The sequence below is a fragment of the Microbacterium lacus genome (genome assembly GCF_039531105.1).
Classification (GTDB): Bacteria; Actinomycetota; Actinomycetes; order Actinomycetales; family Microbacteriaceae; genus Microbacterium; species Microbacterium lacus.
In genome coordinates, this window is sequence record NZ_BAAAPK010000001.1 from 2,454,237 (window position 1) to 2,481,156 (window position 26,920).

23 protein-coding genes are annotated in these 26,920 nt (G+C 70.3%); 8 read left to right on the forward strand and 15 right to left on the reverse strand.

The window, feature by feature from the left end; genetic code table 11:
• Positions 1-10 precede the first annotated feature (10 nt).
• Positions 11-415: a pilus assembly protein CpaE gene (locus tag ABD197_RS11725; protein ID WP_344054722.1), complete on the reverse strand. Its 405-nt coding sequence runs from the start codon at positions 413-415 to the stop codon at positions 11-13.
• A 55-nt stretch (positions 416-470) separates the two neighbouring features.
• Here ABD197_RS11725 and ABD197_RS11730 point away from each other — a divergent pair, with 55 nt between their 5' ends.
• Positions 471-1,229 carry an alpha/beta fold hydrolase gene (locus ABD197_RS11730; RefSeq protein ID WP_344054724.1) on the forward strand — a complete coding sequence of 253 codons (759 nt, stop codon included), beginning with the start codon at positions 471-473 and terminating at the stop codon, positions 1,227-1,229.
• 32 nt (positions 1,230-1,261) lie between these two features.
• On the opposite strand, the gene ABD197_RS11735 is transcribed toward ABD197_RS11730, so the two are convergent.
• Positions 1,262-2,260: a TIGR00341 family protein gene (locus ABD197_RS11735; protein WP_344054725.1), complete on the reverse strand. Its 999-nt coding sequence runs from the start codon at positions 2,258-2,260 to the stop codon at positions 1,262-1,264.
• A 78-nt stretch (positions 2,261-2,338) separates the two neighbouring features.
• Here ABD197_RS11735 and ABD197_RS11740 point away from each other — a divergent pair, with 78 nt between their 5' ends.
• The 5 genes from ABD197_RS11740 to ABD197_RS11760 all read left to right on the forward strand — a co-directional run bounded on the left by ABD197_RS11740 (position 2,339) and on the right by ABD197_RS11760 (position 6,662).
• Positions 2,339-3,511, forward strand: a complete 1,173-nt coding sequence (locus ABD197_RS11740; protein ID WP_344054728.1) for an acyl-CoA dehydrogenase family protein — start codon at positions 2,339-2,341, stop codon at positions 3,509-3,511.
• Positions 3,512-3,575: 64 nt separating this feature from the next.
• Positions 3,576-4,847 carry a DUF445 domain-containing protein gene (locus tag ABD197_RS11745; RefSeq protein WP_344054729.1) on the forward strand — a complete coding sequence of 424 codons (1,272 nt, stop codon included), beginning with the start codon at positions 3,576-3,578 and terminating at the stop codon, positions 4,845-4,847.
• Between the two features lie 89 nt (positions 4,848-4,936).
• Positions 4,937-5,281: a gamma-glutamylcyclotransferase family protein gene (locus ABD197_RS11750; RefSeq protein WP_344054731.1), complete on the forward strand. Its 345-nt coding sequence runs from the start codon at positions 4,937-4,939 to the stop codon at positions 5,279-5,281.
• A gap of 38 nt (positions 5,282-5,319) precedes the next feature.
• The gene (locus ABD197_RS11755) at positions 5,320-6,195 is read left to right on the forward strand and encodes an arginase family protein (protein WP_344055851.1); all 876 of its coding nucleotides are present in this window, start codon (positions 5,320-5,322) and stop codon (positions 6,193-6,195) included.
• The gene (locus ABD197_RS11760; protein ID WP_344054733.1) at positions 6,192-6,662 is read left to right on the forward strand and encodes a SixA phosphatase family protein; all 471 of its coding nucleotides are present in this window, start codon (positions 6,192-6,194) and stop codon (positions 6,660-6,662) included. The genes ABD197_RS11755 and ABD197_RS11760 overlap by 4 nt, the downstream gene beginning before the upstream one ends.
• Positions 6,663-6,773: 111 nt before the next feature.
• On the opposite strand, the gene hutI is transcribed toward ABD197_RS11760, so the two are convergent.
• The 12 genes from hutI to ABD197_RS11820 form a co-directional block, all read right to left on the reverse strand.
• Positions 6,774-8,042: an imidazolonepropionase gene (gene hutI, locus ABD197_RS11765; RefSeq protein WP_344054735.1), complete on the reverse strand. Its 1,269-nt coding sequence runs from the start codon at positions 8,040-8,042 to the stop codon at positions 6,774-6,776.
• 85 nt (positions 8,043-8,127) lie between these two features.
• Positions 8,128-9,789 carry a urocanate hydratase gene (hutU, locus tag ABD197_RS11770; protein WP_344054737.1) on the reverse strand — a complete coding sequence of 554 codons (1,662 nt, stop codon included), beginning with the start codon at positions 9,787-9,789 and terminating at the stop codon, positions 8,128-8,130.
• Positions 9,790-9,854: 65 nt separating this feature from the next.
• Entirely contained in the window at positions 9,855-11,465 is a 1,611-nt protein-coding gene (hutH, locus tag ABD197_RS11775) for a histidine ammonia-lyase (RefSeq protein WP_425561015.1), read from the reverse strand.
• Between the two features lie 91 nt (positions 11,466-11,556).
• Positions 11,557-13,584 carry a PAS domain-containing sensor histidine kinase gene (locus ABD197_RS11780; protein ID WP_344054739.1) on the reverse strand — a complete coding sequence of 676 codons (2,028 nt, stop codon included), beginning with the start codon at positions 13,582-13,584 and terminating at the stop codon, positions 11,557-11,559.
• Positions 13,581-14,147, reverse strand: coding sequence for a response regulator (locus tag ABD197_RS11785; RefSeq protein ID WP_344054741.1), 567 nt, complete (start codon positions 14,145-14,147; stop codon positions 13,581-13,583). The genes ABD197_RS11780 and ABD197_RS11785 overlap by 4 nt, the downstream gene beginning before the upstream one ends.
• 9 nt (positions 14,148-14,156) lie before the next feature.
• Positions 14,157-15,362 (reverse strand): glycosyltransferase, encoded by a 1,206-nt coding sequence (locus ABD197_RS11790; RefSeq protein WP_344054743.1) that lies wholly within the window; start codon positions 15,360-15,362, stop codon positions 14,157-14,159.
• On the reverse strand, positions 15,355-16,137 hold the full coding sequence (locus ABD197_RS11795; protein WP_344054744.1) for a dolichyl-phosphate beta-glucosyltransferase: 783 nt from the start codon (positions 16,135-16,137) through the stop codon (positions 15,355-15,357). Before ABD197_RS11795 ends, ABD197_RS11790 begins: the two co-directional genes overlap by 8 nt.
• The gene (locus tag ABD197_RS11800; protein WP_344054746.1) at positions 16,134-17,522 is read right to left on the reverse strand and encodes an oligosaccharide flippase family protein; all 1,389 of its coding nucleotides are present in this window, start codon (positions 17,520-17,522) and stop codon (positions 16,134-16,136) included. Before ABD197_RS11800 ends, ABD197_RS11795 begins: the two co-directional genes overlap by 4 nt.
• Positions 17,519-21,907, reverse strand: a complete 4,389-nt coding sequence (locus ABD197_RS11805; protein WP_344054748.1) for a polysaccharide pyruvyl transferase family protein — start codon at positions 21,905-21,907, stop codon at positions 17,519-17,521. Before ABD197_RS11805 ends, ABD197_RS11800 begins: the two co-directional genes overlap by 4 nt.
• The gene (locus ABD197_RS11810) at positions 21,904-22,317 is read right to left on the reverse strand and encodes an ATP-binding protein (protein ID WP_179433644.1); all 414 of its coding nucleotides are present in this window, start codon (positions 22,315-22,317) and stop codon (positions 21,904-21,906) included. Before ABD197_RS11810 ends, ABD197_RS11805 begins: the two co-directional genes overlap by 4 nt.
• On the reverse strand, positions 22,317-23,075 hold the full coding sequence (locus ABD197_RS11815) for a PP2C family protein-serine/threonine phosphatase (protein ID WP_344054752.1): 759 nt from the start codon (positions 23,073-23,075) through the stop codon (positions 22,317-22,319). Before ABD197_RS11815 ends, ABD197_RS11810 begins: the two co-directional genes overlap by 1 nt.
• The gene (locus ABD197_RS11820; RefSeq protein ID WP_344054754.1) at positions 23,072-23,419 is read right to left on the reverse strand and encodes an STAS domain-containing protein; all 348 of its coding nucleotides are present in this window, start codon (positions 23,417-23,419) and stop codon (positions 23,072-23,074) included. Before ABD197_RS11820 ends, ABD197_RS11815 begins: the two co-directional genes overlap by 4 nt.
• A 162-nt stretch (positions 23,420-23,581) precedes the next feature.
• On the opposite strand from ABD197_RS11820, the gene ABD197_RS11825 reads away from it, so the two are divergent.
• A complete protein-coding gene (locus tag ABD197_RS11825) occupies positions 23,582-24,358 on the forward strand; it encodes an IclR family transcriptional regulator (protein ID WP_344054756.1) in 777 nt (258 codons plus the stop codon).
• Between the two features lie 91 nt (positions 24,359-24,449).
• Here ABD197_RS11825 and ABD197_RS11830 read toward each other — a convergent pair whose 3' ends face one another.
• Complete coding sequence (locus ABD197_RS11830; protein ID WP_344054758.1) at positions 24,450-25,463, reverse strand: LacI family DNA-binding transcriptional regulator; 1,014 nt, start codon at positions 25,461-25,463, stop codon at positions 24,450-24,452.
• Positions 25,464-25,670: 207 nt separating this feature from the next.
• Here ABD197_RS11830 and ABD197_RS11835 point away from each other — a divergent pair, with 207 nt between their 5' ends.
• Positions 25,671-26,918: a sugar ABC transporter substrate-binding protein gene (locus ABD197_RS11835; RefSeq protein WP_344054760.1), complete on the forward strand. Its 1,248-nt coding sequence runs from the start codon at positions 25,671-25,673 to the stop codon at positions 26,916-26,918.
• The last annotated feature ends 2 nt before the right edge of the window (positions 26,919-26,920 follow it).

The following is a 26,920-nucleotide window of genomic DNA, read 5'->3' on the forward strand; positions in this document are numbered from 1 at the left end:
CGGACCGCGCTCAGGCGATGCGGCGCAGAAGCTCCAGCACGGCGAGCGCATAGGCATCCGCCGGTTCGGGGTGCTCGAACACGAAGACCTCGCCAGCGACCACGATCTCCACCTCGTGCGTGTCACTGAGGCGCCGGAGCGCGCGGAAGGAGCCGCGCAGCAGCTCGCGCAGCTGGCTCTCGTGCGGGAGCCACAGCGCGTCCTCCAGGGCGACGGAGTCCAGCGCCCACTCCGTGGTGCCGTTGAACGCCAGGATCTGCCCGGTCGGATACTCCCGCGGCTCGATTGTCATCTCACTCACGGTGAAGACGTCCGCGTCGAACTCCGGCTCGTTGAGCTGGAACCGGTCGCCGGAGCGGGGGTGCCACACGAGCCCCGCCTGACGCAGGGCGAGCGCGGATTCCGTGGAGATCATGTCCTCCATCTTCGCCGGTGCCGAGACCGATGAGGCCCGATCGTAGGCTGGTGGCATGCCCGCTCCCCTCACCCTGCCCCGCATCCGCTGGGGCGATCCCGCCGCCGACCGGCGCGCGCTGCTTGTGCACGGCCTCGGATCCAACGGGCCGCTCATGTGGCGCTTCGGTGTCGCGCTGGCCGATGACGGGTGGTTCGCCGAGGCCGTCGACCTGCGCGGGCACGGCACCGCGCCGCGGGCGCTGGACTACTCGATCGACGCGTACGCGGCCGACCTCCGCATCACGCGTCCCACCCACGGTCTCGGCTGGGATCTGGTGATCGCCCACTCGCTCGGCGGCGCCGCGGCCACCGTGGTGGCGGCATCCGATCAGGGGTGGACCGAGCGGCTCGTGCTCGTGGATCCCGCGATCCACCTCGCGGCCCGCGACCGCGACATCGTGCGGGCGAGTCAGGAGCGGTCCTTCGCAGACCCGACCGAAACGGCCGTGCGCGCCGAGCACCCGCATTGGCACCCGCACGATGTCGAGCTGAAAGCGCTGTCGGCGCAGCAGGCGAGCCGCTGGGCGGTCGAGCAGACCAGCGAGCAGAACGCGGCGTGGGACGTGCGGGATGCCGCATCACGCCTGTCCGTGCCGACGCATGTCATCGGGTCCGACCCGAAGGTGTACTCGATCTTCACCGGGCCGCTCGCCGAGGAGGTGCTGCGCAATCCGCACGTGACGATGTCGGTGGTCGCCGGCGCCGGCCACTCGCCGCACCGCGACAAGCCCGAGGCCACGATCGCCGCGCTGCGGCAGGCCGTCGAGGCCTGACGCGCGTCGCGTCCCGTAGGCATCGGCGTGCGTCACCGCACGACGATCTCCTCGCCCTGACCGACGTCGACGATCACGCCGACGAAGCTCGGCACCGCGGCGTCGAGCAGGTCCCGGAAGTCATCGGTCGACGGCGTCCGGCCGTCCGCGGTCAGCACGTCGATCGTCGCGGTCGTGCCGGTCCACTCCACCTCGCCCACGCGTGATCCGTCTTCGTGCTCGAGCCAGGCGACCGCGGTCTGCTGAATCGCGACCGACCATCGCGCCAGCGCGACCGTCACGATCGAGTTCGCCGCGAGCGGCAGCGCGACGATCAGCGCGAGGATCGTCACGACGATGTAGGCCCGGCGCCGGTTGGCCACCGGTGAAGAGCTCGGGTCCTTCGCGTACCCGCCCATCGTGAAGACGATGCTCCCCGCGATCACGAGCGCGATGACATTGGAGAGGAACAGCACCAGGGCGCCCAGCGCGTCGCCCCACTGCCCCTGCCCCGCCGTGACGCCGACCACGCCCAGCGGCGGAACGAGCGAGATCGAGATCGCGACGCCGGGGAGGATGGCGCTGAGGTCTCGGCGGCACATCGCGAAACCTCCGGCGAATCCGGTCGCGAGCGCTGCCACGAGGTCCATCAGACTGGGCGACGTGCGCCCGAGGACCTGGGCGTTGGTCTCCAGGCTCTGCGGTGTCGCGACGAACAGGCTGAACGCGAGTCCCAGCACGACGACGATCGCGAGTCCGAGCAGAACCCACAGGATCGAGCGCAGCACGAGACTCAGATGCCCCGTGACGATCCCGAGCGCGATGCCGAGGATCGGGGTGCCGAGCGGCGCGATGATCATGGCTCCGATCACCGTCGCTGTCGAGTCGGCGAGGACGCCCGCGATCGCGATCGTGGCGGCCAGCACGAGCATGATCAGGAAGCCCGTCCGCTTTCCCATTCTGTCGCCGTAGCTCAGATCGAGAGCCTCGTTCAACGCCTCGATCGGCTGGCGCTGCGAGGGCGGGATGAGCGTCTGGGTGAGGCGAGGCATGGCGTGCTCCTTCGGCGTCCTGCGGCGAGAGTACCGCCGCCGAGGCCCGCGACCCGGTCGCGGCGGGAGAATGGTGTGGTGAGCGACTTCGACCCGGCCGGCATCCTTCCCGACGACCTGCTGGACCGCATCCGGGAACGGGCGGCCGCGCACGATCGCGAGAACACGTTCCCGCACGACGACCTCACCGACCTCCGCGCGGCGGGATATCTGTCTGTCCTCGTGCCGAGCGCGCTCGGCGGGGCGGGCCTGAGCCTGGCCGAAGTATCGCTCCTGCAGCAGCGCCTCGCCGGAGCGGCCCCCGCGACCGCGCTCGCGATCAACATGCACCTGGTGTGGACGGGCGTCGCGAAGGTGCTCGCCGACCGCGGCATCGACGACCTGCGGTTCGTCCAGACCGGCGCGGTCGCGGGTGAGGTCTTCGCCTTCGGCATCAGCGAAGCCGGCAACGATCTCGTGCTCTTCGGCAGCGACACGGATGCCGTGCCCCAGCCGGACGGCGGATACGGCTTCACCGGGACGAAGATCTTCACCTCGCTCTCCCCGGTGTGGACGCAGCTCGGCCTGCACGGACTGGACACCACGTCACCGGACGGACCGCGCATGGTCTACGCGTTCGTCCCGCGCGCCGAGGAGGCCGCCGGCCGTCTGAGCGTCAAGGACGACTGGGACACCTTGGGCATGCGGGGCACGCAGTCACGGACGACCCGACTGGACGGCGCCCTCGCACCGGCCGACCGCATCGTGCGGCGCCTCGCGCCCGGCCCGAACCCCGATCCGCTCGTGTTCGGCATCTTCAGCGTCTTCGAGATCCTGCTGGCCTCGGTGTACACCGGGATCGCTCGTCGGGCTCTCGAGCTGGCCGTGCAGACGGCGACCGCTCGCACGTCGAAGAAGACCGGGCTCCCCTACAGCCAGGATCCCGACATCCGCTGGCGCATCGCCGAGATGGCGCTCGTGTACGACGCCCTGCCGCCCGAGCTCGCGTCGATCAGCCGCGACGTCGACGAGAGCGCCGATCACGGTGCGCAGTGGTTCGCGCTGCTCTCCGGTGTCAAGCATCGTGCCGTGACGATGGCCAAGCGCGTCGTGGACGAGGCGATGCTCGTCGCCGGCGGCGCGTCCTACTTCTCCTCCGCCGAACTCAGCAGGCTGTACCGAGACGTCCTGGCTGGGCAGTTCCACCCGTCCGACCCGGAATCCGCGCACGCCACCGTCGCGGCCGCGTGGCTCGGCCCGCTGCAGCCCTGACGCGCTGCGGTCTTCCTGAGAGCGGCACGACCGTACGCCACGAACGGCGTGCGATGCTGGCGGGATGACCCGCACTCCCACCGCGCTGCTGAGTCCGGCAGATCAGGAGCGTCGCCGCGGGCTGCGGCTCATGAAGGGCGTCGCCCTCGGCGCACTGCTGTTCATGGCGGTTCTGTTCGTGATCGCGTTCGCCTTCCAGGAGCAGTACCCGCCGCTCGCCTACGTCCGCGCGTTCGCGGAGGGCGGCATGGTGGGAGCGCTCGCCGACTGGTTCGCGGTGACCGCGCTGTTCCGGCATCCGCTCGGCATCCCGATCCCGCACACCGCGATCATCCCGAATCGCAAGGACGAGATCGGCCGCAACCTGGGTGAGTTCGTCGAGACCGAGTTCCTGCGTGGCGACGTCGTGCGCACGAAGCTCGAGGAGACGGCGATCGCGGCGAAGCTCGGCGAATGGCTGAGCGTCCCCGTGCATGCCGAGCGGGTCGGAGCGGAGGGATCGCTCATGGCGGCGGGGATCCTGCGCGCCCTGAGCGACGACGACGTCAGCGACATCATCGAGGACCTCGCCCGCAAGCACCTGATCAATCCCGAGTGGGGACCGCCGCTCGGCGGCTGGCTCGGGCGGATCGTCGAGTCCGGCGCCCACCACGGCGCGGTCGATCTCGCGATCGACAGCATCGCCACCTGGCTGACCTCCAATCAGGCGTCGTTCTCCGGACTCGTCTCACGCCGCCTGCCGGCGTGGGTCCCCTCGGTCGCCTCGCGCCTGGTCGATGACACGGTCTACAACGAGGCCGTCAAGTTCGTCGCGGCCGTGAAGGCCGACCCCCGGCATCCGGCCCGCATCGCGATCGACGGCTACCTCGCGCGTCTGTCGGACAACCTGCAGCACGACCCCGTGACGATGGCACGTCTGGAGGAGACCAAAGCGACGCTGTTCGACAGCCCGCGCGTGCGCGAACTCGCCGCCGAGGCGTGGAACACCGCGAAGGCCGGGCTGCTGGACTCCCTCGCCGACCCCGGGAGCGGGCTGCGGCGGCGCATCGACCAGGCCCTCGCCGAGATCGGCACGAGACTCACGACGGATGCCGCCCTCCAGCGCCGCGTCGACGGCTGGGTCACCGATGCCGCGGTCTTCCTCGTGGACCGCTACCGGCACGACATCGCCTCGATCATCACCGACACGGTCGAGCGGTGGGACGCCGCCGAGACGACCGAGAAGATCGAGCTCATGGTCGGTCGCGACCTGCAGTACATCCGCCTGAACGGCACCGTGGTGGGCGCTCTCGCGGGCCTGGTGATCTTCTCGATCGCGCACGCGCTGCTCGGCTGAGGGCACCGCCGGTTTCGGGCCGGTGAACCCTGCGTCACCGAATGTCACACCCCCTCGGCGACGACGGTCGCGCGGAGTACCCTGATGCCGTGGCAGCTCCCGATCAGCTCCTGTTCAGCTATGGCACCCTGCAGAATCCCGACGTGCAGCTCGACACGTTCGGCCGACTTCTCGACGTCGAGGACGACGCGCTGCCCGGGTACACCGTCGACTACACGGAGATCGAGGACCCGCGGGTGGTCGACCTGTCCGGACTGTCGGTCCATCCGGTCGTGCGACCGACCGGGAACGCGCTGGACAAGGTGACCGGCAAGGTCCTGCGGGTGACGGAGGACGAACTGGACGCCGCGGACGAGTACGAGGTGGCGCTGTACCGCCGGGTGCAGGTGCGGCTGCGGAGCGGGCGCGCGGCGTGGGTGTACGTCTCGAACTGAGCGGATCGCTCCCGCGGGGGTAGCGTCGGAGCGTGGCTCTGCATGACGATCCCCTCTGGCCCCGCGCGGGCTCGTGGCCCGCTCTCGATGACCGCGACGTCGACCTCGCCCTGATCGGGGTGCCCGCGTGGCGCACGTCGCTGTCGCCGACGGGAGCCGGCGCGACACCCGCCGCCGTCCGCGAGGCGCTGCGCCGCTACAGTCCCGCCCTCATGGACGGTCCGATCGATCTCGGCGCACTGCGCGTCGCGGACGCGGGCGATGTGCCCGAACCCGACGGGCCGGAGGGAGAGGACGCGGTCCGCGCGCTCGCGGCCACCGCTGCGGCGCGGGCTCGGCTCGTCGTCGCCCTCGGCGGGGACAACAGTGCGACCTACGCCGTCGCACAGGGCACCGGCGCCGGGGGGCTCATCACGCTCGACGCGCACTTCGACCTCCGCGACGGTGTCTCCAACGGCTCTCCCGTGCGCCGGCTCATCGAGGACGGCCTCGACCCGCACCGCATCGCGCAGATCGGCATCGCGGACTTCGCCAACTCCGCCGCATACGCCCGCCGTGCCGCGGACCACGGCATCACCGTGATCACCCTCGACCAGGTGCGTCGACGCGGTGTGGCCGATGTGATGTCCGAAGCGCTCGAGGTCGCGGGCGCCGGGGGCGGCGGCATCCATCTCGACGTCGATGTCGACGTGTGCGATCGCTCCTTCGCTCCGGGATGCCCCGCGAGCATGCCCGGGGGCCTTTCCGCGTGGGAGCTGCGCGCGCTCGTGCGCGCCGCGGCACTCGATGCGCGGGTGATCTCGGCGGACATCGTCGAGGTCGATGCGACAGCGGATGCCGCGGACATGCGTACCGTGCGGCTCGCGGCGCTGTGCGTCCTCGAGCTGCTGGCCGGAGTGGGAGGACGCTCGTGATCCGGCTGGTGCTGGTGCGGCACGCGAAATCGGACTGGGGCGACCCGAGCCTGGACGATCACGACCGGCCGCTGAACGACCGAGGGCTGCGGGATGCGCCGCGGATGGCGCGTGCGCTGGCCGAGACCGGATTCCGGCCGGATGTGATCCGCTCGAGCACCGCGCTGCGCGCGCGGACGACCGCGGAGGCCTTCGCGGCGCAGTTCGACGTCGGCGTGGACCTGGTGCCGGAGCTCTACGGCGCCCCGGCGGGGACGCTCCTCGCCGTCGCCGCCGCGACGCGGGCGGAGCGGGCCATGATCGTCGCGCACGACCCCGGCATGACCGTGCTCGCCGAGCGCCTGTCGGGCGGCGGCATCGCGCACATGCCGACGTGCGCGGTCGCGACGTTCACCTGGGCGGAAGACGACTGGGACGTCGCGGCCGCGATCGACCCCGCGGAATGGACGTTCGACAGCCCGCGCTGAGGGAGTGTCCGCGCACCGCGTGCGCACAACTCCCGCATTCCGGGCCCGGCTTGGACAGCGTCCCGCGGAATGACGCGACGGGGCGACCGGCCACGTCGCGTTCTGCGGGAGTCATGAACGCGCGGTGACCGCGACCCCGTCCTTCCAGACCGTCCGCACGAGCGGAACCCCGGGCCGGTAGGCCAGATGCGTGCGGGTCGGCGCGTCGAGGACCACCAGATCCGCGCGCAGGCCGGGCGCGATCGCCCCGACATCGTCGCGGCGCAGGGCGCGGGCGCCGCCCGCGGTCGCGGCCCACACCGCTTCCGCGGTCGTCATGCCCATCTCGCGGACGGCGAGCGCGATCATGAGCGGCATCGAGCTCGTGAAGCTCGACCCCGGATTGCAGTCGCTCGCAAGAGCGACGGTCACCCGCGCATCGAGCAGGCGGCGCGCGTCCGGGTACGGCTGGCGCGTCGAGAACTCGACGCCGGGCAGCAGGGTGGCGACCGTGTCGGAGCCGGCGAGCGCGGTGACGTCGTCGTCGCTGAGGTACGTGCAGTGATCCACGGATGCCGCGCCGAGCGCGACCGCGAGCTGAACACCCTCCCCGTGACCCAGCTGGTTGCCGTGCACCCTGGGCAGGAGACCCCGCGCGATCCCGGCGGCCAGCACCCGACGGGACTCCTCGGGGGTGAAGGCGCCACGTTCGCAGAAGACGTCGACCCATCGGCTGTGCCGGGCGCAGGCGTCCAGCATCCGGCCGCACACGAGATCGACGTACTCGTCGCGCCGCTCGGCGAACTCGGCGGGCACGACGTGCGCTCCGAGGAACGTGACCTCCGAAGTGACCTCCGCCGCCAGACGAGCCAGCCGCTCCTCGTCCGCCACGGTGAGCCCGTAGCCCGTCTTCACCTCGAACGTCGTCGTGCCCTGGGCGTGGAGTTCGTCCACGAAACCCGCCAGTCGCCGGCGCAGCGTGTCATCGCCCGCCGCGCGGGTGGCCTCGACCGTCCGCCGTATGCCACCCGCGGCATACGGCACCCCGGCCATGCGGGCTTCGAACTCGTCGGCACGGTCGCCGCCGAATACGAGGTGGGTGTGCGCGTCGACGAAACCGGGCAGCACGGCCCGACCCCCGGCATCCACGATCTTGACGTCATAGGCCCGCGAGAGTGCATCCCCACGCCGAGATGTGGGGAAATCCCCTCCGTTTCGGCGCTCCGATGCGGTTTCGCGGTCTGAGAGCGCGAGGCCGGCGGCGTCGGACGCGGGGCCGACCCACGCGATGCGCCCGCCTTCGATCAGCACGGCGGCGTCGTGCAGCGTGCCGCATGCGTCCCCGGGTGCCGCGACGTTCGTCGTGAGCTCCCCGATGTTCGTGATCAGCGTCGCGCGCATCGCTCTCCCCCCGGTATCCACTGTCCAGGACACGCCGCACGGCACGCCGCCGCGACGGCGCGTCGTGGACACTCGACCCGGGCGTTCACAGCATCGGCACCTTCAGGCCGCGCTCCACCGCCACCTCGCGGGCACGGTCGTAGCCGGCATCCACGTGGCGCATGACACCGGTGCCGGGGTCGTTCACGAGCACGCGCGCGAGCTTCTCGGCGGCCAGCGCCGTGCCGTCCGCGACCGTGACCTGACCGGCGTGGATCGAACGGCCGATGCCGACGCCGCCGCCGTGGTGGATCGAGACCCAGGAGGCGCCCGACGCGGTGTTCAGCAGCGCGTTCAGCAGCGGCCAGTCGGCGATCGCGTCCGAGCCGTCGGCCATCGCCTCGGTCTCGCGGTACGGCGAGGCGACCGAGCCGGCGTCGAGGTGGTCGCGGCCGATCACGATGGGGCCGGCGAGCTCGCCCGAGGCGACCATCTCGTTGAACTTCAGGCCGGCCAGGTGGCGCTCCTGGTAGCCGAGCCAGCAGATGCGCGCGGGCAGTCCCTCGAAGTGCACGGTGTCGCCGGCCTTCTCGAGCCAGCGCACGAGCGCGGCGTTCTCGGGGAAGAGCGCCTTCACCGCTTCGTCCGTCTTGCGGATGTCCTCCGGGTCGCCGGACAGCGCCACCCACCGGAACGGACCGCGCCCCTCCGCGAACTGCGGGCGGATGTAGGCCGGCACGAATCCGGGGAACTCGAACGCACGGGTGAAGCCGCCCAGCTGCGCCTCTGCGCGAATGGAGTTGCCGTAGTCGAACACGGCGGCCCCGGCATCCTGGAACCCGACCATCGCCGCGACCTGCTTCGCCATCGAGCCGCGGGCCCGGTCGGTGAACCCTGACGGGTCGCGCTCCGCCTCGGCCCGCCAGCCCTCGACCGACACGCCGACCGGCAGATAGGCGAGCGGGTCGTGCGCGCTCGTCTGGTCGGTGACGATGTCGATCGGGATGCCGCGCTGCAGCAGCTCGGGGAACACGAGCGCCGCGTTCCCCACCACGCCCACCGACAGCGCCCGCCCGGCGGCGCGGGCGGCCACGACGCGCGCGACCGCAGCGTCGAGGTCGGTCGTGTACTCGTCGAGGTAGCCGTGCTCGACGCGGCGCGCGAGCCGCGATTCGTCGACGTCGACGATGAGCACCGCTCCCCCGTTGAGCGTCACCGCGAGCGGCTGCGCGCCGCCCATGCCGCCGCATCCGCCGGTGAGCGTGAGCGTTCCCGACAGATCCTCACGCCCGAGCGACCGCGCCACCGCGGCGAAGGTCTCGTACGTGCCCTGCAGAATGCCCTGCGTACCGATGTAGATCCACGATCCGGCCGTCATCTGCCCGTACATCGTGAGCCCGAGGTGCTCGAGCCGGCGGAACTCGGGCCACGTCGCCCAGTCGCCGACGAGGTTGGAGTTCGCGATCAGCACGCGCGGCGCCCACTCGTGCGTGCGGAACACGCCCACCGGCTTGCCGGACTGCACGAGCAGCGTCTCGTCGGGCTCGAGCTCGTCCAGGGTGCGGACGATCGCGTCGTATGCCTCCCACGACCGCGCGGCCTTGCCGGTGCCGCCGTAGACGACGAGGTCTTCGGGATGCTCGGCGACCTCGGGGTCGAGGTTGTTCATGAGCATTCGTTTGGCGGCCTCGGCGCCCCAGCTCTTCGCGGTCCGTTCGGCACCGCGCGCGGCGCGGATCACACGGGTTTCAGGGGATGCGGTGGTCATGATGCGCGTCCTTTCGGAGGTCGAGGCTGCTCCAGATCAGGAGCTTCGGCTGAGACAGGAGGGATTCAGGCCTGTTCGGCCTGTACCGGCCGAAGCTCCTGATCTGGTGAGAGGGAAGAGCCGGATGCCGCCACCGCGGCTTCTGCGGCGTCCGCGACCCGGCCCGAGAGCACGAGGTCGGTCACCGCTTCGATGTCGGGTGAGAGGAAGTGGTCGTGACCCGGTCCGCGCACGACGGTGCGGACGAGATCACGGGCGGCGCCGGTCGCCGCCCCGGGCTGCAGGGGCGCGCGCAGATCGATCGCGCGGGCACCCGTAAGCACCTCGATCGCGAGCACCCGGGCGAGCCCGTCGACGCCTCGGCGCAGCTTGCGGGCGGCGGCCCAGCCCATCGAGACGTGGTCCTCCTGCATCGCCGAGGACGGGATCGAGTCGACGGATGCCGGAACCGCGAGCCGCTTGAGCTCGGACACGATCCCGGCCGCGGCGTACTGCGCGATCATGAGGCCCGAATCCACGCCCACCTCGTGCGCGAGGAACGGCGGCAAGCCGTGGCTGCGGGCGGGGTCCAGGGCACGGTCGGTGCGCCGCTCGGAGATCGAGGCGAGGTCGGCGACCGCGATCGCGAGGAAGTCGAGCACGTAGGCGACCGGTGCGCCGTGGAAGTTGCCGTTGGACTCGACGCGGCCGTCGTCGGTGATCACCGGGTTGTCCACGGCGGAGGCGAGCTCGCGGCCGGCGATCATCGCGGCGTGATCGATCGTGTCGCGCACCGCTCCGTGCACCTGCGGTGTGCAGCGCAACGAGTAGGCGTCCTGCACACGGGTGCACACGGCTGGGTCACGGTGCGAGGCGACGATCGGCGACCCGGCGAGGAGCTGCCTGAGCCGCGCGGCCGACGCCGCCTGCCCGGTCTGCGGACGGAGGGCCATCAGATCGGCCGCGAACACGGCGTCCGTGCCGAGCTGGCTCTCGATCGACATCGCCGCGGCGACATCGGCGGTGCGCACGAGCACACCGAGGTCGTGGAGCGCGAGGAGCAGCATCCCGAGCATGCCGTCGGTGCCGTTGATGAGCGCGAGGCCCTCCTTCTCGCGCAGGGCAAGCGGCGTGATTCCGGACGCTTCCAGCGCGGCGGCGGCCGGGACGAGCGTCCCGGAGGCATCCCGCACGTCGCCCTCGCCCATCGCTGCGAGGGCGACGTGCGAGAGCGGCGCGAGGTCGCCCGAGCAGCCCAGCGAGCCGTACTCGCGGACGATCGGTGTGATCCCGGCGTTCAGCATCGCCGCGTAGGTTTCGACGACGACCGGTCGCACGCCCGTGTGCGCGGTCATGAGCGTCTGCAGCCGCAGCAGCTGCAGCGCCCGTACGACCTCGCGCTCCACTTCGGCGCCGGTGCCGGCCGCGTGGGAGCGGATCAGGCTCGCCTGCAGCTGGGCGCGCCGGTCGGCGGCGATGAAGGTCGTCGCAAGAGCGCCGAAGCCGGTCGAGATGCCGTAGTGCGGTTCGGGGTCATCGGCCAGGCCGTCGACGAGCGTGCGGGATGCCGCGACGCGGTGCAGGGCCGCAGGGTCGAGCTCGACGCGCGCGGAATCGCGGGCGACGGCGACGACGTCGGCGGGCCGCACGGGGGCCGCGCCCACGACGACGGTGCGGAGGTCGATGATCGTGGTCACGTGACCGATCCCACACCTTCGGGGCCGCCCTCACCATGAGATCGATGAGGTTTGTGTCTGAGATATCAGACAGCATTGGCAAGGCCAGCCCTCAGTGGTGCGGCGTGGCGGGAAAGGTCATCATGAACTGCGACCCCTCCCCCAGTCGGCTCGTCACGGTGAGCGTTCCGCCCATCGCCTCGACGAGTCGACGACTGAGCGTGAGGCCGAGGCCGGTGCCGTCGTAGCGGCGCGAGAGCGACGAGTCGCTCTGCTCGAAGGGTTCGAAGATGCGCTCCAGATCGTGCGGCGCGATGCCGATGCCGGTGTCCCAGACCGTGACCTGCACCGAGTCACCCACTCGCTGTGCGCGGATCCCCACCTTGCCGCCCGCCGGCGTGAATTTGACGGCATTGGCCATCAGGTTGATCAGGGCAGCGCGGAAGTGCACCACGTCGACCCGCGCGGGGGGCAGATCGGCGGCCAGATCGGTCGACACGGTGAGCTCCTGCCTCACGGCCAGATCCTTCACGACGCCCAAGGCCTCCGCGATGGGCGCGCCGAGTTCGCACTCGACGAGGTCGACGGGAAGTTTTCCGGCCTCTGATTTCGCCAGATCGAGGATCGTCGTGATCACCTCGAGGAGGTGACGGCCGCTGCTTTCGATCTGTGCGACGAACGTGCGCTGCCGGTCGGTCAGCGGGCCGTGCAGCTCTCTCTGCAGCACCGAGCTGAGCCCGATGACGGCGTTCAACGGCGACCGCAGCTCGTGACTGACCCCCGCGAGGATCTCGTCTTTCGCCCGCGCGGTGCTCTCCGCGGCGTCTCGGGCGTTGCGCAGCGCCTCTTCGGTCGCCTTGTGCGCCGTGATGTCGCGCGCGATCACGGTCGTGACGTCTTCGTCGTCGTAGTAGCCGCGCACGAACGTGCATTCCACCGGACGGGTGTCGCCGTCGAGCCGCCGCACCTCCAGCTCCATTCCGGACGCCGCGCGCAGCGCGTCCGCCGCATCCCGCGCGTACGCGCGCGCGCGACCGGGCGGCAGGAAACGCCAGATTCGCTGGTCGATGAGCTCCGACAGATCGTCTCCGACCAGCTCCCTCGCCGCGCGATTGGCGAGCACGATCCTGCCGCCGTCGCGGAAGGTGACGATCGCGTCGGCCGCCTCCTCGACGATGAGCCGGTGCAGCTGCTTGTGACGGGCCTGGCGGCGCTCCGCCTCGATGCGCTCACGATCCACGGTCGCCGCTTCGATCAGGCTTCCGACGGTTGCGGTCAGCGGGGCGAGGAAGTGCACCAGAGCCTCGTCGAATCCGCCGTCCCGGTTCGCGAGCGCCACCATGCCCGTGACCCTGTCGCCGCGGCGGATGGGCACGCCCAAGAACGAATCCAGGGGCGGGTGCCCCTCGGGGCGGCCGGCGGCCCGCCGGTCGGTGAGCGGCTCGTTGGAGATCACGGCGGCGTTGTCGGTGATCACCCGCCCGAACAGCGTGTCGAGGTTGTGGAATTCCATCCCCCGCGGACCGAACCGGCGGTACATCTCGCGGGTGGTCTCGTTCCAGGAGATGTCCGTCATCGCCCAGGTGCGGAGGAAGGGGCCGTCGGCATCGTGCAGCAGCTGCGCGATGAAGCCGTAGGCGCTGCCGGTCGAGGTGAGCAGATCCTGCAGCAGGCCGTCGAAGAGCTCCCCCACGTCGGCGCCGGCGATGTACTGGTCCTGCATGCGCGTGAGCGTGTCGAGGAGCTCATTGGACCGCTGCAGCTGGGCGTCCACGGCGTGCAGGGTCGTGACGTCCTCCATGACGCCCTCGAAATAGGCGATCTCGCCGGCGTCGTCGTGCACGAAGTGCGAGCTGATGCGCACCCAGCGCAGGCCGCCGTCGATCCGGCGGATCTGCAGATCCTCGACAGGGACGGGGAGCCCTGCCTGCGCGCGGCGGATCAGCCAGTCCCGCCGATCGGGATCGGCGTAGATCTCGCGGGCGTGCATCGACCTGAGCTGCTCGAACGACTCGGCGCCCAGCAGACTGACCAGGGCGGGGTTGCCGGCCACGAACCGCCCGTCGACCGTGGTGCGGTACATCGGGATCGGGAGGCCGAAGACCACCTCGCCGAGGACGTCGGGCGTCTGATCGTTCACCGGCGGGACGACTCGTCCATCGTGTCGCGGATGACGCGTGCGAGATCGTCGAGATCGACGGGCTTGCCGAGGACGGCGTTGCCCAGCGCGGCCGCGCGGCTGAGGATCTCCGGACTCTGCGAGGCGGTCACGAAGACGACGCGCATGTCGTCCAGGCCCGGGATGGTGGGCAGGCGCCGGGCGACCTCGAGACCGTCGATGCCCGGCATCATGATGTCCAGGAAGAGCAGACCCGGCCTGACCGCCCCGCACGTCACGAGACCCTCCCACCCGTTCAATGCGGAGTGCACCGTGACGGCGCCGTCGAACTCGGCCGCCGCCGCCTCGACGAGTTCCGCCGTCACGGGGTCGTCATCGATCACCATCACCGCGAACTCGTGCACGATGCCCAGCTCGGCTGCGAGAGCCTCGAGCGTCGCACGGTGGCGTGCCGTCGGCTCGCTGCGTCCACGCTCCCAGGCGTTGATCGTGGGATAGGACACCGCGAGACGCCGCGCGAGCCCCTCCTGCGTGTCGCCGCTGGCTGATCGGATGCGGGCGACGAGGTCTGCCGAGGGGATCATGCGTAAACTCTACGAAACTTCATGAAGTTCTCGCACTCCCTGCTGTCCGAGCAGCGACAGCGGGTCGCGGTGGACGAGCGTCCCCACGTGGATGAGATACCAGTCCGCAACCTCGTCGAGGGACAGCCCGACGGCGGCGGCGTGGTTCTCCCGCGCGATCCGAGCGCGCTCCTCCGGGTCGTCCAGAAGGCTGCCGATGGCCCGTGCCAGATCGTCGACGTCGTCCGGCTCGAAGAAGGACCCCGTGAAGCCCTCCCCCTGAACGAGATCCTCGAGGTCACCGACGCGCGGGAGGACGGGAGGACAGCCGAACGCGCCCGCCTGGTGCAGAACCCCCGAGCTGCCCGTCGTCGCCGTGTAGGGGAAGACGGTGACGGATGCCGAACGGAAGAGTCCTTCCACGTCCTCTTCGGCGACATAGCCGCGGAAGAGCACATCCGGCCCGGCATACGCCCGCTCCACCGCCGCCAGGTAGCCCGGGGTGTTGGGGCTGTCCGCGCCGGCGATCACCAGCCGCACATCGGGGCGCCCGAGCGAACGGACGGCGTCGATGAGGGTCTCGACCTTCTTGTACGTGCCGAACTTGCCGAACGTCATGACCGTCGTCGACGACGACGGCGCGTCCGGCGGGGGCGGCGGGGCGCCGAACGATCCGTGCGGGGTGAGGGCGACGTTGGTCGCCCGGTACTTCGAGCGGAGGATCTCGACGTAGCGCGGCATCGTGGTGGTCACCAGGCTCGAGCGCAGCACGACCCACGTCAACATGGTCCCGATCGTCCGGAGGATCCGCTCCAGGACAGGACCGGAGCGGAACCCCGCGGAAGCGAGGTCGACGGTCTCGACGATGTTGTGCATGAGGGTGATCACCGGCAGCGCGTGCATGCGCAGCAGGACCGGTGTCAGCAGCCCGAGAGCCGCCGAGACCTTGGACGAGCCGAAGCTGGTGAAGTGGGCGTTCAGGATCACCGCGTCTGCGCCGACGGCGCGCGCGGCGCGGGCGATGCGCCACGGATTGGCGGCGCTGCCGAATCGCCAGGACCGACGCACCTCGACGCCCGGGATGTCGGGGTAGGCGAGAGGGAGGTCCTCGACGAGCGCGACGATGCGGACACCGCGTTTGCGCCCCAGCGCGGTCAGGAGATGCAGACCGTACTCGGCGAGTGTCGTCGGGCTGGGGCTCAGCGCGGTGACGACCGCGATCGTGGTGTCAGGCATTGCGGTAGATCCCTTTCCAGGAGTTCAGTCGGATGCGGAGGATGGAGGCGAAGAATCGCAGCGCCTCACGGCCGGGACGCACGGTCGAGCCCGGCGCATCGAACCAGCGCACCGGCACCTCGGCGATGCGGTAGCCGAACCGCTCGGCCAGATGCAGCATCTCCAGGTCGAACGAGAAGCCGTCGACCGTCTGCGCCGCGGCGATGCGGCGGGCTGCGTCGGCGGTGAAGATCTTGAAGCCGCACTGGGTGTCGGAGACGCCGATCCCGAGCCCCGCACGGACCACGGTGCGCAGCCCTGCCGTCATGGTGCGGCGCAGCAGCGATCGGTTGGCCACGGCCGCACCCGTCGCGGCACGCGACCCGATCGCGACGTCCGCCCCGCTCTCCAGCTCCGCGATGAGACGATCGACCTCCTGCGCAGGAGTGGCGTTGTCGGCATCCGAGAAGAGGACCATGCGACCGGTGGCGTGGGCGAATCCGCGACGCACCGCCGCGCCCTTGCCCGCGTTGCGCGGGGCTCGCACGACGCGGACGTTGGCGTGGTCGATCAGGTCGATGAGAACGCGGGTCGCGTCGTCGGAGCCGTCGTCGGACACGATCAGCTCCCAGGTCAGCTCGCTGCACGCCAGATGGGCGGCGAACGCGCCGATCGTCGGAACGATCCGCGCCTGTTCGTTGTAGGCGGGCACGACGATGCTCAGATCGACCGGGCGGGAATTGGGCGTGTCGCGCCAGGCCGTGTAGGCGTCGTAGGCGCTGCGGGTGGTGTTCATGAGCTCCTCTGCTCCTCGGTGGTGGTGCGGGTCGGTGTTGCGGCCGAGGCCGCGCGCGGTTCGTGAATCCGCGCGCGCGCCGTCTTCGACGTCGGAGACGTCGTGATGGTGGGAAGGGGCGACCGGCGCAGAGCCGGTCGCGACGTCCGGGCCGTCTCTCTGTGTCCTCGCACGAGCCGGGCGGCGGCCAGCGCGCACAGGGTCACCCCGGTGGTGGCCACCTGGAGCCAGGCCATGGACGCCGGAGTGTCGCCGGCGACCGCGAGCACGCCGAGCTGCATGACGGCGCCGCCGAGCAGGAGAGCGGGCCCCCCGGAGCGGCCACGGGCGACGTCCACGGCCGCGAGCAACGTGGCCAGCGACAGCAGTGACGTCGCGAGGGTGTACGGAAGGAGGAGCGCTGACCCCGATGCGTACGCGGCGCCGAAGAGCACGCGCATGAGCGACTCCCCCAGCAGCGAGACGGCGAGCGCCGCCGCCCCGCCGAGGCCGGCGATCACGCCGATGGCGCCGGCGAGCGCGCGCCTGCGCTCACCCGACGTGCTGGATGCCGATGCGAGCACCGGCACGACCGCCTGGACGATCGACCACGAGACGAAGTACAGCGAACGGCACAGCACCGCGGCGGCGGCGTAGACGCCGGCGGTGCGGGGATCGAACGCCGCCTTGGCGAGCACGAGGTCGGCATTGTTGAGAAGGGTCTGCGCGAGGAGCATCGTCACGGCGGCGATCGCGGTGACCCGCAGGGCATCCCCGCTCATCGCGACCCCTCGATCGTGCCGCGGGCGGCGGGTGCGGGCCACGGCGGCGGAGGCCACGAACGACACGAAGATGCCGATCGCCGCACCGATCACGCCGAACCCGGCGACGACGAGGCCGAGCACGACGGCCGCGCGGGCGGCCGCTTCGGCGCCGTAACTGAGCGCCAGACGACCGAAGCGCAGCCCGCCCTGGAGCAGTCCGCGGTGCACGGCCTGGACGAAGTAGATCGGAAGACCCGCGCCGATGATGACGAACATCCAGGGCGTGGAGGTCCGGAGCGCTTCGGCGAGGAACCATGCTCCGGCCCCGAGCAGCACAGCCGCCGCCAGACCGGCGATCGCCGCCGCGCGCACGAGCACCCGGCGCACGGACGCCGCGCTCTCCGGGTGGGCCGCGACCGTCCGCGCCGCGACGAGCTGCAGCGTGGCGGCGATGACGGCCGCGGCGAGCACGAGGGTGATCGCGAGCGTCGCGTCTCCGAATTGAGCCGGCGGCAGGAGGCGCGCGAGCGCGAAGGTGAGGCCGTAATTGACGGCGCTGACGAGGATCGTCGTGGCGGAGAGGATGGCCGCCCCGGTGAGGAAGGTGGAGACCCGGCCCGTGCGGCCGAAGTCGCCGCTCATCGCGCGCTCTCCCGGACCCACTCGCGAGCGGAGTCGAAATCCACGCGCGCGCGATCGGTCGACGCCGCGACGCGTGCGGCGAGAGCATCGACGGCGGACGTCCGGTCGGTGGCGATCGCCGTGACCGATCGGACCACCTCATCAGCGGTGAATCTGCGCGTCAGGTCGACGGCGAGTCCACCGAGGCCGAGCGAGCCGGCCAGTTCGCGCACCTTGACGTCGTAGACGAGGGGGACGACGGGGACGCCGAGCTTGGCCGCGGTGATGAGCGCATGCAGCCGCTCCGCGACCAGCACGTCGCACGAGTCGATGATGCGCGCGACGTCCTGATGCGTGGTGGGAAGATGCTCCACGAAGGGCAGTCCGGGATTCGCCTGCGCGAACTCACGGAGCACGGCGGCGTCGTGGTGCTCCTTGCCACGGGACTGCATCGGCAGTCCGTGGATCTCGATCGGCCGCTCCCGCGAGAGCCGGGTGAAGGCCGCCCCCAGTGCCTCGAGCACGTGGGGCCAGTTCTCCGGCACCTCGATGTCGTGATTGAGGCTGAGCGCGATGCGCAGCGGCGCGGCGCTGCCCGCATCCGCCTGGGCGGCGCGCGGTTTCTCCGTGCGCTCCCCTCGAAGCCACGACGGTGTCACGCTGAAGACCGCATCGGTGGACGCGATGACCGGCGTCGTCGTGCGGATCCTGGCGCACAGCTGTTGGGACGCCGCGTCGCGCACGGTGACGAAGTCGACGGCATTCAGGATGCGGCGCGCGAGGAACCGACCGCGCCGCGTGCGGATGGGGCCGACCCCGATGTTGAGCATCGCGATCTTCGCGGACCCCCACCACCGCGCCGCCCAGGTGAGCGCGCAGATCATCGCCAGCGTGGCGTAGCGGTTGCGCCCGGTTGCGGCGGAGAGCTCCTTGAGGATGCTGCCGCCCGCGAAGACAAGGACATCGGCGCTGCGTACGTGACGCAGCAGCGCGCGTCGATCACCCGCGGTGTCGATGAGCTCGTAGTCGTATCGTCCGCCCAGTCGCGCCATGGTGTCGCGCTTGTCGTACGTGTTGATCACATAGTGCGGACGGTCTCCGAGCTGGCTCAGGAACGTCTCGAGCAGCAGTTCGTCACCGATGTTGTGCTGTCCGTGGGTACCCAGCAGGAGGACTCGAGGACGGATGTCATTCATGGGTCTTCTCTCTTCGTTCGGGAGCTCTGCGGGATGATCGGCGATGCTGACCGGGTCGACGTCGTCCGGCCGAGGTCGAGTGCGGGACCGGACGGTCAGTACGGCGCCGAGGACCAGCACGGAGGCCAGCACCAGCACGAGCCAGTCGGCACCGAGGCCGCCGGAGTCGTCGGGCTCGAGCGAGGGCACTCCTGCCGCCGCGAGGTTGAGCAGCTCCTCCTCCGTCAGATCGCTGTGCGCGTCGTTCGCGGCCGCGTCGACGTAGCCCTCGCTGTCGGGGCCGAAGACGTCGTACGTCTGCGAGCAGTCCAGCTCGGCCGGCGAGGTCACCACGGACGCCGAGCGCGGGAGGACGAGCCTCTGGTACGTGCTCTCGGGGATGAGCACCAGTCCCTCGACGAGCAGCGGGTTGCCGTCGAGTTTGTCGAAGCGCAGCGTGTGGGTCCCGGCCGTCATCTCGACGGTTCCCAGATCGCGGTACTCGTTGCGGGAGTTGACCGCGACCAGCCCGTCGTCGACGCGTGCCTCCAACTCGCCGACCGACAGCTCGCCGACCTCGACCGGCACGCGGTCGCGTGAATAGACGGTGTCCTCGGTGTAGAAGTCGACGGCGCCCGGAGTGGGACGCAGCTCGAGAGCGCGGTGCACGTCGACGGAGGGTGAATCGATCGTGAGCGCGTTGCCCCCTGCCGCGCCTCGCAGCAGAAGGCGGTAGCGGCCCGACGTCTCGGCCGTGACGCCGATCGTGAACTGGGTGGGGCGGGGTACGGCGACGAAGGATCCCTTCAGCGTGCCGTAGACGCCGGGGGTGATCATGTCCGTGCGGTTCCACTTGGTGGTCGAGAACATCAGGAAGGCCCGGAACATCGGCGAGAGGTAGTAGCTGGAGGCGACGATGTCGGAATTGAAGGGGAACATCTTCGGCGACGGCGCCGAGAACGCCGAGCGGTTCTGCATCGTCCACAGATCCACCGCGACCGATTCGCTCGATGAGCCCGCGTAGACCCTCACGTCGGAGTCCTCTCCCAGCAGAGCGGAATCGACGTACGGCAGATACTCCAGGTCGTAGCAGCGCGTGAGGTCGAGTCGGTTCCACAGCAGACCGAGGTAGTCGCTCCAGCTCGAGTCGACGAGCAGGACCGGTCGATCGGCCTCCGGCGGATCGACGAGCTCGTACAGGATGAAGCTGTCGTTCTCGAAACGGTTCTCGACGAAGCCCATCGCCTCTTGCCGCTGCATGGCCGGACCGATGTACTCCTCGACATCCGGCAGGTATTCGGCACCGACGCCGCGGTTGTCGCGCAGTTTCTTGTTGACGATCATGTAGCGCAGATCGATGTCGCGCGCGACGTTGATCCACCAGTCCTGCTGGTAGTACAAGCCCCGCAGCAGGAGGAAGAACTGGAACTTGTTGTAGCTGTCGCCGGTGAGGCCGTAGTAGTAGCTGGGCAGATCGAGGTAGTAGATGAAGAACTTGTCGATGAACTTGTGATCGATGCCGTTCTCGTCGGTCACGAGCTTCGCCGTCTCGGTCGGCGGCAGCACCACGGTCTTGCCCTCATCCAGCGTGAGCAGCTTCTGCTTCAGCTCCTTGAGGTCATGGAGAGGATAGGGCGAGAGGAACGTCCCGAAGTTCCCCGATCCGAAGACGGTGCGATAGTTCGTGTTCGACAGGAGTGGGGCGAAGAAGACCGCTCCGATCGCCACGAGCGCGGCGCCCCGCAGCAGCGCGGCGTCCCGTCGGCGACCGGCGTCGTCGCGTCCGGCCGCGTCTCGACGACGCATCCACCGTCGGTACAGCGCGTCCACGCCCCACGCGAGGGCGAGCGACATGATCAGCGGGGCGATGACGAAGAGCAGAAGCTGGAAGCGGTGCGGAAAGCGCAGCACCTGCACGATCGTCGAAGAGATCATCAACCCGATCGAGCCGATGGGGCCGTCGTTCGAGGCGACCGTGCGGGTCACGGCCGCGAGCGTGCGGTGGAAGCTGGGGAACCACTGCGGCTCGGCGTAGCCGATGGTCGCCCAGAATGCGAACGCGGAGACGACGGCGAGGACGCCGAACAGCTGCCGGTGCGCCCGCGAGGTCAGAAGGGAACGCCGCACCTGCGGGACGACGAAGGGGACCAGGAAGACGACCGAGTAGACGAGGTTGCTGACCCGCGGGATCTTGGCGAGGTAGTCGCCGTAGAGGATCTTGTCCATGATGCCCGCGAGATCCCAGCTCAGCACGTGGAGCCATGACACCGACGCGTCGCGGATGAAGTAGTAGTCCCCCGGCACGGTCTCCGAGAGGTTGGGCACTCCGCGCAGGGCGACAAACTTCACGAAGAGCATGTACGGGATCAGCGTGACCACGACGAAGATGACCACGACCACGACCCCGCGACCGATGGTCGTGCCGCTCCAGCGGCGCAGGGCGCTCCCCAGAACGGGCATGAGCGGCCGCGATCGCAGCGCGGCGCGCACCCGCCCGGGCAGGGTGCGCAGCCGACGGGGCCCTGCCGAGCGGATCCAGCGCGCGAGCTCGCCCAGGAGCAGAGTGACGCCGGCGATCGCCACGAACACGACGAACAGCACGAGATAGTGCACCGCCGGGTTGAGCAGCACGACCGCGGAGGCGATCGTCGCACGCAGCACCCAGCGCCGCTGCGCGAAGAGCAGGGCGTGCAGCATCAGCAGGATCGAGACGGTGACCATCGCCAGCCCCAGCACCAGCGTGTAGAAGTGCGTCACTTTGGCGTAGATCATGATCGCGTAGATCAGTCCCACCGGCAGTGCGGTGGCCAGCGCCACGGTCACCGGCGAAAGCGTGCGGAAGACATCGGTGATGAACCAGACGAAGGCGCGGTAGGCGACGATCACGATGCCGGGGATCACGAGCAGGATCGCGAAGGGCAGCACCGGGAAGTAGCGGACCCACGTGGTGAGGAAGGCGTAGCGCACGCGGAACTCGTAGCCGTTGGTCAGCTCGTTGAACTGACCCGCAGCCTGCTCGAGCAGCTGGCTGTCGACGTTGAAGAACGGGACGAGTTCGTCGCCGACGATGACGCTCTCGCCTCGCAGGACCGCGGGGATGCCCAGCAGCACGTCACGGAAGATGACGAAGGCGACGACGACATAGACGATCGAGACGACGTGGACGATCCGGCGCGACGTGCGCAGCTCTGCCTCGCGCGCGGGATCGGGCGCGAGCGCTCGGGCGATCACCGCCCAGTCACGTCTGCGGCATGCACGGACAGAACCCATTCGTTCCGTCCGCATGCACGCCGGTATTCGACGTCGCTGAAGGCCTGGTCGATGATCCCCAGCCCGTAGCCGCCCCACTCCGACAGGCGCGGAGCGGGACGGTCGAGGTCGGCCGGGAGGGTGGCGCCCCAGTCCGTGACGAGGACGGTCAGTCCCGCCGACGAGGCGGTCATCGCCACGCTGATCGGCCCGTCCTCGCCCCGGTAGGCGTGCCGACGGATGTTCACCAGCAGCTCGTGGAGCCCGAGCCGGGCGCGATGTGCGTCATCGCCCGCAAGCCAGCCGGCCGATCGCGCGAGGAGGCCGATCATGCGGGCATCCATGTGCGAGAAGTCCACGCCTCCGTCCACGAGGAAGTCATGCGTCCTCATCACACGCCCCCGGATCGGACGATGACGGCCGCGCGGTCATCGAAGACCGGCGTGGAGCCGGCGTGGCGATCGACGGCATCCATCACTGCGGCGACGGCGGCGCGGGGGTCGAGGTGCGCTGTTGCCAGCGTGCGGTCGAGACCGTGCAGGCCGAACTCCGCTCCGTCGGCACCGGGCTGATCGGTGATGCCGTCACTGACCAACGCCAGCACCGTGCCGTGCGGGAACGCGAAAGCGTGCTCGGCGCCGCACGGGGGAACGGTCCCCAGCGGAGGGCACGTGGGCAGGACGGGAGCGCCGCCGCCGGCCGACCAGATCACCACGGGGTGGTGACCGACCGAGGCGATGCGCAGCGTGGAGTCGGCGGGGTCGACGGCGGCCACGACGAGCGTCACGATCGTTCCGGTACGCTCCAGGACGCCCCGCATCGACGCTTCCACGGCGACCAGGAGCGCGCCGGGGCGGGGTCCGATCTGCGCAGCATGATGCTGCACGCTCGCGAGCAGCATGGCGGCCACCAGCGAGGCGGCGCTGCCCTTGCCGGACACGTCGCCGAGCACCGCGAGCAGTTGTCCGTCGACCTCGAGCAGATCGACGATGTCCCCTCCGACACCCAGGGCTTCACGGACATCGCACGCGGCTCGCGTCGAGCCCACGGTCAGCTCGTGCGCGGTCGACAGCGCGCGCTGCACACGTTCGGCGTCGCTGTGCGAGCGGCGCGGGCTCGCGACCGACGGACGCTCAAGGAGGAGCGTCATCGTCCGGCCGCCGTTGCCGTGCGGGCCTGCGGCCTGGCTGCGGCGTTCACGGCGAAGACGGCATCGAGCCGGGTCAGCTCGAGGATGATGCGCACCGCGTCGGACACGCCGACGACCGTCATGGTACCCGAGCATGCGACGGTCGCCTTCAGCGTGCGCACCAGCGCCGCCAGCGCACTGGAGTCCATGAACTCCACGTCCGACAGGTCGACCGCGACGTGCGGATGCTGCCGGTCGATCTGATCGATGACCTCGCGGTCGTAGGCGTCGACGCCGTGCGCATCGAAGCGCCCGGAGACCGCGACGGTCGTGATGTCTGCCTCAGCGGTGATGGTCAAGTGCACGGTGACTCCTCGTGGTGATCGCGCTGTCGGGAACGCGAGGTCGGTGGCGACGGATCAAACGTTATACGCCTTTATAAGGTTTTGTCAAGCGAGAACGAGGGTGGCCGTCCGGCCGTCGGTCGAACCGTGCGCAGTCCGATCGATCTGGCATGCTGGGGCGCCATGGCCACCGCGCACGACGATTCCCGCCCGCAGGTGCCCGCTGCCGATCAAACGCTGCGGATGCTGTCGTTCCTCGCGCGCCAGCGCGGTCCCGTTGCCGCCCGCACGATCGCAACGCAGTTGGGCATCCCGCGCTCGAGCGTCTACCACCTCCTCGCCACGCTCGAGGAGCACGGGTTCGTGGTGCACCTGCCCGCTGAGCGCCGCTGGGGACTCGGCACCGCCGCATTCGAACTCGCCGGCGGCTTCGCCCGCCAGCAACCCCTCGCGCGACTCGGGCGGAGCCTTGTCGCGACGGTCGCCGACCGCACGGGCGAGAGCGCGCACCTCGCCGTCATGACCGGTCGCGATGTGCTCTACATCGTCGAGGAGCGCGCACCGCGACGGCCCGCGCTCGTGAGCGATGTGGGTGTGCGACTGCCGGCTCACCTCACCGCCACCGGACGCGCGATGCTCGCCGCACTCCCTCGCGAGCAGGTGCGCGCGCTGTACCCGGATGCCGCGTCCTTCGCCGATCGCACCGGCCGCGGCCCGGCCCGACCGGGCGAGCTGCGCGATCTCCTGCGCCGCGTGCGCGCCGACGGCTACGCGACCGAGGACGGCGAGGTCACGCTCGGGCTGCGCTCAGTCGGCGTTGCGGTGTGTGATCACACCGGCTGGCCGATCGCCGCGATCGCCGTCACCTATCCCGAGGAGTCGACGGTGGATGCCGCGACCGTCGCGGCCGCGATCACGCCGTCCGCCGCGGAGCTCGGCCGCCGCATCGGAGGCCGGTGACGACGCCCTCCGACGCACGGCGAAACGGCCGCTCGTCTCACGGCGACGCGCGACACCATTCGTCGTCTGGAGGTCGGAGTCCGGGACGGCGTCAGCGCACGATCAGCCGCGGCTCGACGAGCACGTGCTCGGGAGCCGCCGCCGGCGCTGTCACCGAGTGCCCCGACGGTCCCATGAGCAGATCGAGCACGGCGGAGGCGACGAGTTCGGGCGACTGCTCGATGCTCGAGATGCCGAGCGCCTCCGCGACGGGGGTGTTGTCGAAGCCGATCACCGGCAGGTCGCGGCGGCCGGCGTCGGCGGCGGCGAGGTGGGCGCCCACGGCGTGCGCGTCGCTCACGCAGATCAGGGCGTCCAGACCCGGCAGCACCGAGGGATCCGCGAACGCCGCGGCCATGACTTCGCGCGCCGCCGCGAGGCCGTCGACCGATTCGAACCGGGGGCCGGCGGCCCCGGCATCCGTCATCGCCTCGCGCCACCCGCGTTCGCGGTCGTCGCCGGTTCCGCTGCCGTGCGGCCAGCCGAAGAAGCCGACGCGCGGACCGTTCGTGGACAGGGCGTACCGCGTCGCCGCCCGCGTCCCTGCCGCACCGTCGACGTCCACCCAGGTGTGCGCCGAATCGAAGACGTCCTCCCCACCCCACGGGCGTCCGAACGAGACGAACGGCACGTTGCGCTCGAGGAGCCAGCCGGTGCGCGGATCGCCGAAGAACGTGCCGGTGACGACGACCGCGTCGATCTCGGCGCCGTCGATCAGGTCGGCGAGGCGCTCGATCTCCTCCTCGGCCGTGCGTGCGCTGTAGATGAGCACCCGCATGCCGCGTTCGCTCGCGCGCTCGGTGAGGGCGTGCACGAAACGGTCGAGGATCACCCCGGAGATGCCGCCGAGGTAGGGGTCGAGATGGATGCCGATCGTCGAGCTGCGCCGGGTGCGCAGACGCCGCGCCGCCGCGTGCGGGCGGTAGGCCAGTTCGGAGATCGCGCGCTGCACGCGCTCCCGGGTCTCTTCGCGCACGATGTCCGGAGCGTTCAGGACGTTCGAGACCGTCTGTCGAGAGACGCCGGCGACACGTGCGACGTCTTCGACCGTCGCGGGCTTGGCCATCCGCATCCCCTCTCCGTTTCGGATTGAACGTTCACATCATCATGGTCACAGTAGCGGCCGAAGGGTTGACAGTAACGGTTCCCGGCTCGTAACTTTCTCGTAGCGGCGGAATTTGATCGTTCAAAGTTTGAACGATCAAACCCTGCGCGGCGGCCGCGTCACCCCCCGCGGCGCTTCACACAGCGGTGTTTATCGAAGGAGACAGACATGACAAGGAAGACTCGCGCGATCGCGGGCGCCGGTGCGCTCACCGTCGCCGGTGCGCTCATCCTCAGCGGATGCGGCGGCTCAGGCTTCGACGACTCGAGCGGCGACACGCAGGGAGGCCTGACCTCTTCGGACGACGCGCTCGACATCCTGATCGGATCGAGCGGCGAGGCCGAGACGAAGGCCGTGGAGGACGCCGTCGCGGCGTGGTCGGCGGATTCCGGCGTCGAGGCGAAGGTATCGGTCGCGAACGACCTCGCCCAGCAGCTGTCGCAGGGCTTCGCCGCCGGCTCGCCGCCGGACCTCTTCTACCTGTCCACGGACGCGATCGCCGGGTACGCCGGCAACGGCTCCCTCGTGGCCTACGGCGACGAGCTCGCCAACAAGGACGACTTCTACCCGTCGCTCGTGGAGAACTTCACCGTCGACGGCGACTTCTACTGCGCACCGAAGGACTTCTCCACCCTCGCGCTCATCATCAACACCGACCTGTGGGAGGCGGCAGGTCTCACCGAGGCGGACGTCCCTACCACGTGGGACGAGCTGGCCGCGGTCAGCAAGACCCTCACCACCGACGGTCGCGTGGGTCTCGCGTTCGGCGCCGAGTACCAGCGTGTCGGAACGTTCATGGCGCAGGCCGGTGGCGGCATGGTCGTCGACGGCCAGGCGGCGGCGAACAGCCCCGAGAACGTCGAGGCTCTGGAGTACGTCAAGTCCCACCTCGAGGACGGCACGTTCGCTTACGCCGCGGACGTGGGCGCCGGCTGGGGCGGCGAGGCGTTCGGCAAGCAGCTGGCCGCCATGGTGATCGAGGGCAACTGGATCGGCGGCGCGATGAGCGCGGACTACCCGGATGTCAACTACCTCGTGGCAGAGCTCCCGGCCGGTCCCGCGGGCCAGGGCACGCTGCAGTTCACCAACTGCTGGGGAATGGCCGCGGACAGCCCCAACCAGCAGGCCGCGCTCGATCTCGTCGAGTACCTGACCTCGACCGAACAGCAGCTCGCCTTCTCCGAGGCGTTCGGACCGATGCCGTCGATCACCTCCGCCGCCGACGCGTGGACGCAGGCCAACCCCGATCTGGCCGCGTTCCTCACCGGCGCCGACTACGCGCAGTTCCCGCCGAACCAGGAGGGTGCCTCCGACGTCGTCTCCGACTTCAACGCCCAGCTGGAGTCGCTGAAGACGGGTGACCCGCAGCAGATCCTCGATTCGGTCCAGGCCAACCTCGAGGCCGTGGTCGGCTGACC

Excerpts from the sequence above, each read along its gene's own strand:
- ABD197_RS11800 (WP_344054746.1), bottom strand. The coding sequence starts at position 17,522 with ATGAGCGGCGACTTCGGCCGCACGGGCCGGGTCTCCACCTTCCTCACC.
- ABD197_RS11810 (WP_179433644.1), bottom strand. The coding sequence starts at position 22,317 with ATGAGGACGCATGACTTCCTCGTGGACGGAGGCGTGGACTTCTCGCAC.
- ABD197_RS11825 (WP_344054756.1), top strand. The coding sequence starts at position 23,582 with ATGGCCACCGCGCACGACGATTCCCGCCCGCAGGTGCCCGCTGCCGAT.
- ABD197_RS11735 (WP_344054725.1), bottom strand. The coding sequence starts at position 2,260 with ATGCCTCGCCTCACCCAGACGCTCATCCCGCCCTCGCAGCGCCAGCCG.
- ABD197_RS11785 (WP_344054741.1), bottom strand. The coding sequence starts at position 14,147 with ATGATCCCCTCGGCAGACCTCGTCGCCCGCATCCGATCAGCCAGCGGC.
- ABD197_RS11835 (WP_344054760.1), top strand. The coding sequence starts at position 25,671 with ATGACAAGGAAGACTCGCGCGATCGCGGGCGCCGGTGCGCTCACCGTC.
- ABD197_RS11725 (WP_344054722.1), bottom strand. The coding sequence starts at position 415 with ATGATCTCCACGGAATCCGCGCTCGCCCTGCGTCAGGCGGGGCTCGTG.
- ABD197_RS11730 (WP_344054724.1), top strand. The coding sequence starts at position 471 with ATGCCCGCTCCCCTCACCCTGCCCCGCATCCGCTGGGGCGATCCCGCC.
- ABD197_RS11790 (WP_344054743.1), bottom strand. The coding sequence starts at position 15,362 with ATGCCTGACACCACGATCGCGGTCGTCACCGCGCTGAGCCCCAGCCCG.
- ABD197_RS11795 (WP_344054744.1), bottom strand. The coding sequence starts at position 16,137 with ATGAACACCACCCGCAGCGCCTACGACGCCTACACGGCCTGGCGCGAC.
- ABD197_RS11745 (WP_344054729.1), top strand. The coding sequence starts at position 3,576 with ATGACCCGCACTCCCACCGCGCTGCTGAGTCCGGCAGATCAGGAGCGT.
- ABD197_RS11830 (WP_344054758.1), bottom strand. The coding sequence starts at position 25,463 with ATGGCCAAGCCCGCGACGGTCGAAGACGTCGCACGTGTCGCCGGCGTC.
- hutU (WP_344054737.1), bottom strand. The coding sequence starts at position 9,789 with ATGACCACCGCATCCCCTGAAACCCGTGTGATCCGCGCCGCGCGCGGT.
- ABD197_RS11815 (WP_344054752.1), bottom strand. The coding sequence starts at position 23,075 with ATGACGCTCCTCCTTGAGCGTCCGTCGGTCGCGAGCCCGCGCCGCTCG.
- hutI (WP_344054735.1), bottom strand. The coding sequence starts at position 8,042 with ATGCGCGCGACGCTGATCACGAACATCGGGGAGCTCACGACGAACGTC.